The sequence below is a fragment of the Rhodopirellula sp. UBA1907 genome (assembly GCF_002337565.1).
GTDB lineage: Bacteria > Planctomycetota > Planctomycetia > Pirellulales > Pirellulaceae > Rhodopirellula > Rhodopirellula europaea.
Genome location: NZ_DDGH01000088.1, coordinates 10,229 through 17,161 on the forward strand (window position 1 = coordinate 10,229; position 6,933 = coordinate 17,161).

At 57.9% G+C, this 6,933-nt stretch carries 4 protein-coding genes; all 4 read right to left on the minus strand.

Annotated elements, in window-relative coordinates; translation table 11 throughout:
- Positions 1–2,365: S9 family peptidase (locus B2R17_RS19320; RefSeq protein ID WP_286765261.1), on the minus strand; the 2,365-nt coding region annotated here is incomplete at its 3' end.
- Between the two features lie 343 nt (positions 2,366–2,708).
- On the minus strand, positions 2,709–4,136 hold the full coding sequence (gene lpdA, locus B2R17_RS19325) for a dihydrolipoyl dehydrogenase (protein WP_008660272.1): 1,428 nt from the start codon (positions 4,134–4,136) through the stop codon (positions 2,709–2,711).
- A gap of 96 nt (positions 4,137–4,232) precedes the next feature.
- Positions 4,233–4,841, minus strand: coding sequence for a 30S ribosomal protein S4 (rpsD, locus tag B2R17_RS19330; protein WP_231846140.1), 609 nt, complete (start codon positions 4,839–4,841; stop codon positions 4,233–4,235).
- 310 nt (positions 4,842–5,151) lie between these two features.
- Positions 5,152–6,534 (minus strand): Gfo/Idh/MocA family oxidoreductase, encoded by a 1,383-nt coding sequence (locus B2R17_RS19335; RefSeq protein WP_286765262.1) that lies wholly within the window; start codon positions 6,532–6,534, stop codon positions 5,152–5,154.
- Positions 6,535–6,933: the final 399 nt, after the last annotated feature.

A 6,933-nucleotide genomic window follows, 5' to 3' on the forward strand; every position in this document is an offset into this window, starting at 1 on the left:
GGATCAGCAGCAACGGATCCGACAAGCCGCTGGCGTGCGTGATTGGCGAACCTTGGACAAACGCATCTCGGTTTTCGGTGACCAATCCCATGTAGCGTTCTTGGTAGATCGTGTCGTAATCCAGCTGGTCCGGAACGGGGGCGACCGCGATTCCCATCGAGTACAGCTCCGGGAACTGAAACAGCCCATTGAGTGTCGATGATCCGCCGCCGCTCCATCCCCACAATCCAACTCGCTCTGGATCAAGGGCGGCGAAGTGCTTGAGCATCGCTTGCGTCGCGTGGGCTTGGTCGGAGATCGAAATGCGGCCGATTTGCTTGTAGATCGATTGCCGAAACGCTTTCCCGCGAGGGGCGTTCGCGCCGCGGTTGTCGACACTCGCGACAGCAATTCCATGTTGGGTCAGCAGACGGTGCCACAAGTAGGTCGTTCCGCCGTATTGGTCCAGCACGGTTTGCCCCGCCGGTTCACCGTAGACGTGCACCAGCAACGGAACACTCTTGGGAGCCAGACTCTCGATCGAGTTGTCTTCGCCCACCGGCATCATGATCCACACGTCCAGCTCCATGTCCTTGGACGCCGGGTCATCAGCGAATTCACCGATGGGCAATCTCAAGAATTCCGTGTGAACGGGAGCGAGCTTTTCGAGGTTTTCGTCGAGCTTCTCGTTGTCATCAAATGCCTTCAAACGCTTGTAAGGATCGAGCTGAACCAGTCGCTGCTGTGGAGCGGAGTTGAAGTCGGACCAGGACTCCACTGCGTACTCCGCCGTCGGGCTGATCGAATAGGAGAACGTGCCGCCCTCGTCCGGTGAGACTCGCTCGGGCGTGGTTGCGAGCTGTCCGCTCAGACCTTGCTCGAGCGATACGCGATAGAGTGCCCGCTGGGATGGCTGTTCCGGCGACGCGATGAAGTCGATGTGGCTGCCATCCTTGGCGACGACGGCAATCGAGATCACGTCCCACGATCCACCTGTCACCGGCGTGATTCGCGAAGGAAGATTAGATTCTTCCTCAAGCGATTCGGGGGAAGGGATTTCGATGGCCTCGATGTGTTGCCATCCGGATCGTTCTGATAACCAAAGCAAGCGCGGCGATGAGTTGTCGGATGCATCGCCCGCGAAGACGGAACCCGGCAGCCAGTGCAGTTCTCGAAGATGTCGCACCCAAGCGTCGCTGACTTCCGTGTGAATGTTGACGCAGTGGCCGGTTTCGACATCGCAAAGGTAGACGTGATTCTGATTTTGCTTTCGGTTGAGTTGCTGAATCAGCAATCGCTCATTGGCGTGTGCGAACTCGCTGGGCAACCAGTCAACCGCGGCGATGTAGTTTTCACGTGGATCACCGGGCAGATCCAACCACACCGTTTTCTTTCTGGTTCGGTCCCAGACGCCGACCTTGGCGGCGGAGTTCGTTTGGCCGACTTTGGGGTAAGCGAACTCGATCGTCTTTGCATAACGCTCGGACGTGTTGTCAATCATCGTTTGGATCGGAACACCGTTGCTGTCCAGTTGCCAGAACGCCAGCTTCTGACTGTTGGGGCTGAAACGCAAGCCATTTCGCAGGCCAAGTTCCTCTTCGTAGACCCAATCGAAAGTTCCGCTGATCAGCTTGGGATCATCCGAGCCGGCGACCATTTGGAGCTCACCGGTTTCGCAGTCTTCCAGGTACAAGTCGTTGTCGCGCACGAAGGCGATCGATTGCCCATCCGGAGCAAAGGTCGCAAACATGGTTTTGGCGTCGGGAGCATCTTGGCCGCCAATCTTGCGCCAGGTTGCGTCTGCCGAATCATCGCTGAGATCACGCAGCCAATAGTCGCCGCGGGTGTGTTGACGCCAGACTCGACGGGTGTTGTTGTAGATCAGCAAACGCTTCTCATCGGGCGAAAGCGTCCACTGGCTGATTTCGATTGGCTCGCGCGTGTCTTCGTCCGAATCGGTGTCCTGCGAGTCATCGCTCTGTGTTGCATCGCTCTGTTTCTCATCGCCTCGTGTTACGGCGTCTGGCGAATCCAGGTCGCCTTCCTCCGCTGGCAACAAGAACTTTTCGCGAGGCACGATGGTTGTCGATTCCATCTCCGGGATCGAAACCTGGTCCAGCGTCGGGCCATCTTTGCCAGTCTTTCGTTCCCACAGAACGTCTTCGGTGTCATCCCATTGCAGCGTTCGCGACTTCGACCGGAAGTCGGATGTCTTGAAGAGCCGACGCAAAGACAGTTTCGCCGGATCCTTTTTGGGCGGCGACGGAGGAGCCACGGTTGAGTCCGGCGATTCAGCCAGGACGGGCGAAGTCGTCGGTGGTAGGAGACCAAGGAGGGCAGCGGTCAGAGCGAAGGTTGCCAAAGCGAAACGTCGACGGGCGAGCATGCAGCACCATTGTTAGCAGGAACGAAGGTGTGCAGTTTGGCTTGCCGGGCGAGCCGTTTCTACCATGTCGCGAAGAAACCGTGGCAGCGGGAGAAACCAGGCCTGCATTCTCGCCTGATGGCAGCGAGGGCGTGGTGGGTTTTGCCGTGTGGGGTGGTCGCCTCGCTTTTGGGCAAAGCATCGGCGTGGAGCCATGTGGTACATGGCCTACGGGGAGCCGGGTTCGACTAGGATTCGAGCGAGATGGGCCATTGCAAATTGCAAATTAAACAATGCAAATTGGCAATTGGCGGTGACGTGCTTGGCACCACCTGTGGTCCTGAGCCACTTTTACACTTCCCGATCACTTCCGCTTTGGTTTGTAGATCTCGGTCGCGGTTCCGAAGTGGACTTCGCCGGCGTTCATCAACGTTTCGCTGAGCGTTGGGTGTGGGTGAACGGATTCGGTGATGTCGGTCACTTCGCAGCCCATTTCGATTGCCAGCACAGCTTCGGCGATCAGCTCACCGGCACCGGTTCCGACAATGCCGCAGCCGAGCACGCGATGCGTTTCTGGATCGACCAGCCATTTGGTCAAACCGTTGGTCACTCCGATGGCCTGAGCACGTCCGCTGGCAGCCCACGGGTAGACCTCAACGTCGACCTTTCGGCCGGCAGCTTTGGCTTCGCCTTCGGTGAGGCCGGCCCAAGCGATTTCGGGATCGGTGAACACAACGGCCGGGATGGCGGCTTTGTCGAAGGCGACGTTCTTGCCGGCCAAAACTTCTGCGGCAACTCTGCCTTCGTGAGTGGCTTTGTGAGCCAGCATTGGGTCACCGGCGACGTCGCCGATGGCCAAGATGTTCGGGTCGGCGGTGCGTTGTTGTTCGTCACAAACGATGAAGCCGCGTTCGTTGACTTCGACTTGCGTGTTCTCCAGGCCCAGTCCACGGGTGACGGGACGACGACCGATGCTAATCAGGACTCGGTCGTAGGATTCGGTGCCGAACTTGTTTGGGCCTTCGAAGCTGACCACGACTTTGTCGCCGTCTTCGGCCAGCGAGCCGACTTTGGTGTTCAAGAAGATGCGTCCGTCGCACATCTTGTCGACTTTTTTCGCGAGTGGTTTGACGAGGTCACGATCGGCACCGGGCAGCAAGCCTTCGCCGAGTTCGACCACGCTGACCTTGGAACCCAAGTGAGCGTACACGGTGCCCATTTCCAAACCGATGTAGCCGCCACCGACGACGAGCAGGGTTTCGGGAATGTCCTTCAGTGCCAAAGCACCGGTGCTGTCCATGACTCGGTCGCTGCCGATGTCAAACGCGGGTGGCATGGCAGGAACACTGCCGGTTGCGACGATGCACTTGTCGAACGTCAGCTTGCCGCCTTCTGGGATCGACTCGTGATCGCCTTCGAGTTTCAGTTCGTTGGAGCTGACAAACGAACCGCGAGCTTGGATGACGGTGACGTTGCGGCGTTTGGCCAGTCCGCCAAGTCCGCCGGTCAAGTTGTCGATCACCTTGTCTTTGCGAGCCCGGACGACGTCGACGTCGATCTTGGGTTCGCCGGAGTACTCGATGCCCCACTCTGATTTCAGTTCTTCCACTTCGCTGATGACCTTGGCCACGTGAAGAAGAGCCTTGCTGGGGATGCAGCCACGAATCAGGCAGGTCCCGCCAAGGCGAGGTTCTGCTTCGACGATTGTGACTTCCATTCCTTCGTCAGCTGCCAAGAAAGCCGCCGCGTATCCACCGGGGCCACCACCGAGAACGACAACCGGAGCGTGCATGATTGAAACCAGAGCAAAAAAAGAGACGATTCGGGAAAGGAAACGGCCGCGTGAAAAACACGCGGCCGATGAGTTGCAATCCGTTGTTGACCCGCGTTAGCGAGACAAGAATTCGACGACGCTGTTAGCGTCGACGGGCAGGCTGATGTCAACCGCACCTGGAAGCGACAGGACGGTCGCACGCAGCGTTTCGCTGTCGAACGAGACCCAGTCCAGTCCGTCTGGTGGCGAGTTGGCGATCACGCCACGGTACAAGTTCTTCAAGTTTTCGCGGCCGCGAACTTCGATCAAATCGCCAGCGCGAAGCATGTAGCCGGGCTTGGTGACCTTCACGCCGTTGACGCGGAAGTGACCGTGGGTGATCCCCTGGCGAGCTTGGGGGCGAGTCTTTGTGAAGCCAACGCGGCGGACAACGTTGTCCAAACGACGTTCGCACATCAGCAACAACAATTCCCCGGTGTTGCCCGATTTACGGCCAACGTTTTCAAAGTAACGACGGAGTTGGCGTTCGCCCAATCCGTAGTAGTGTTTGATCTTTTGCTTTTCCATCAAAGCCGCACCGTAGTTACTCGGGCGACGACCGCGAGTGTGCATCCCTGGTGGTTGCGGACGACGGTCCATCGCACGGGCTGCGCCGGCTGTTTCGTAAAGCATCGTGCCGAGGCGGCGGTTGATGCGGGCTTTTGGTCCTGTGTAACGTGCCATCGTGACTTTCACGGTTGTGCTAAACGTCGCAGCTGATCGACTTTGAACCGATGGTCACCGAAGGCCGGATGCAAACGGAAATTCCGTGTGCGATCCAATTCAGCGACCCGTTTCGAAAGCGAATCCTCGTTCGAGAACGAGGCTGCAAAAACGACGTGCAGCGGGGAATTGCGGCGTGTTCCTTCGTGTCGTCCGCCATTGGACACACGTGTTCACGCCAGAATTTTGAAAACGGGGCCGCAAGTGTCGTCGTTGGGCCCCGTTTTGACAAGAGGAATGAAAGTCAATCGATCACAGAATCGACCGGATTTCAGCTCGCCGCGTGGGTTTCGGCTGAAAATCCTTCCCGCGACTTGCGACTCATCAGCCCATTGGCTTGCTCGTCGTCGACAAATCGCTCGGCTTTCGGGTCCCATTTCAATTCACGGCCCAACATCAACGCAATGTTGCACAGGTGACACGAAGTCATTGTGCGGTGGTGCGACCACACGTCTGAGATCGGCTGACCGCCGTCTTCAATGCAGGCAAAAAAGTTTGCCATGTGGCTCATCGCCGCTTTTCCTTTGCGAAGCTCAGCGATTTTCGCGTCGAGCTTGGCGTTGTCCTCGTCCGTCAATTGGTCGACGGGAGCACCAGTCAGCTTGCCACGGTTGACGAAGATCCGGCCTTTGTCGCCTTCGAACAGGATCCCGTTGGGGAAATCGATGTTCTCGTCTTCGCGTTTGTAGTGGTCGGTGACAACCATTTTCGAGCCGCTGTCAAACGTCAGCTCGATGTTGAACTTCATCGCCGTGTTGTAGCCATTGGGCAGGGAAGCTTCGCCGTTGAAGAACGAGTTCCAATTGAAATCCGCTGGAACGGTCTTGGGGAATTCGCCGGTGCCTTTGATCGTGGTCGGGCCGTTTTCACCGGGAGCCAACGCCCACTGAGCGATGTCGATGTGGTGGGCGCCCCAGTCCGTCATTTTGCCGCCGGAATACTCGAAGTACCAACGGAAGAACTTGCGGCGTTCTTCGCAGTAATCGGCCTCGGACGCCGGCCCAACCCACATGTTCCAGTCCAAATCGTCGGGAGCTTCCTCGGTTTCGAAAGGCCCGTCGCCAGGAGCACCGCCGATCGCGATGTAAGCGTTGACGTTGTCACCGACGTAACCCGACTGGACCATCGCGATGGCTTTTTGGAACAAGTCACCTGAGCTGCGTTGCTGGGTCCCGACTTGGAACACGCGGCCGGTTTCTTCGACGACTTTGCGGATCTGCTTGCCTTCGTCGATCGTCAGCGTCAATGGTTTTTCGCAGTACACGTCGGCACCGCTTTGCAAACAAGCGATCGCGATCGGCACGTGCCAGTGGTCGGGAGTCCCGATGGTGACGACGTCAGGTTTTTCCTTTTCCAGCATCTCGCGGTAGTCGCGGTACTTGTTCAGTTTGCCGTCGAATTTCTGGTTGAACTCTTCGGTGTGCAAGTCATCGACATCGCAGACCGCCACCATGGTCGCGAACTTGGCAGCTCCGCGAGCGATCGATCCACCCCGGTTGTAACGCCCGCGACTGCCGCCGACTCCGATGGCTGCCAAGCGAAGTTTCTTGGTCTCTTCCGCCGCGATCAGCTTGGAAGAAGCGGTCATGGTCGAACCAGCGACAGCGCCCGCCAGGGCACTGGTTTTCAAGAATCCACGGCGTGAAGGTTGCATCGAAGGGGCTCCGGGAAATGGTTGGTTGGGGCGGCGGCTAGAGAAGGGCAGCGGCGACGTTTTGGTTGCCATGCCGCCCTAGTCGTGACTTGCAGGGGCGGATGATAGCCCAAGCGGGCGATCGACGGAAATCGTCTACAGACTTGGCGATTGTGCGATTCGGCCGGGGCGATTGCAAATTGCAAAGTGAACATTGCAAATTTGAAATTGGGCGGGGTGGCCGGAATGATTGAGAGCGACCCCATGAGCCATTAGGCATTAGCCTGGGCCGTTCAATCTTTGGGGTTGCAGGTCGAGGACACGATGCAGCTTTTGCCACCTCTCCCTCAACTGAGGTCGTGCAGTTTTTTGATGCCGCTTTTCGGCTGATTTACATACCGCGTACCTCTCCCGAAACGA

What these genes read in the sequence shown, in the direction of transcription:
- B2R17_RS19335 (WP_286765262.1), bottom strand. Translation starts at nt 6,534, where the DNA reads ATGCAACCTTCACGCCGTGGATTCTTGAAAACCAGTGCCCTGGCGGGC.
- rpsD (WP_231846140.1), bottom strand. Translation starts at nt 4,841, where the DNA reads ATGGCACGTTACACAGGACCAAAAGCCCGCATCAACCGCCGCCTCGGC.
- lpdA (WP_008660272.1), bottom strand. Translation starts at nt 4,136, where the DNA reads ATGCACGCTCCGGTTGTCGTTCTCGGTGGTGGCCCCGGTGGATACGCG.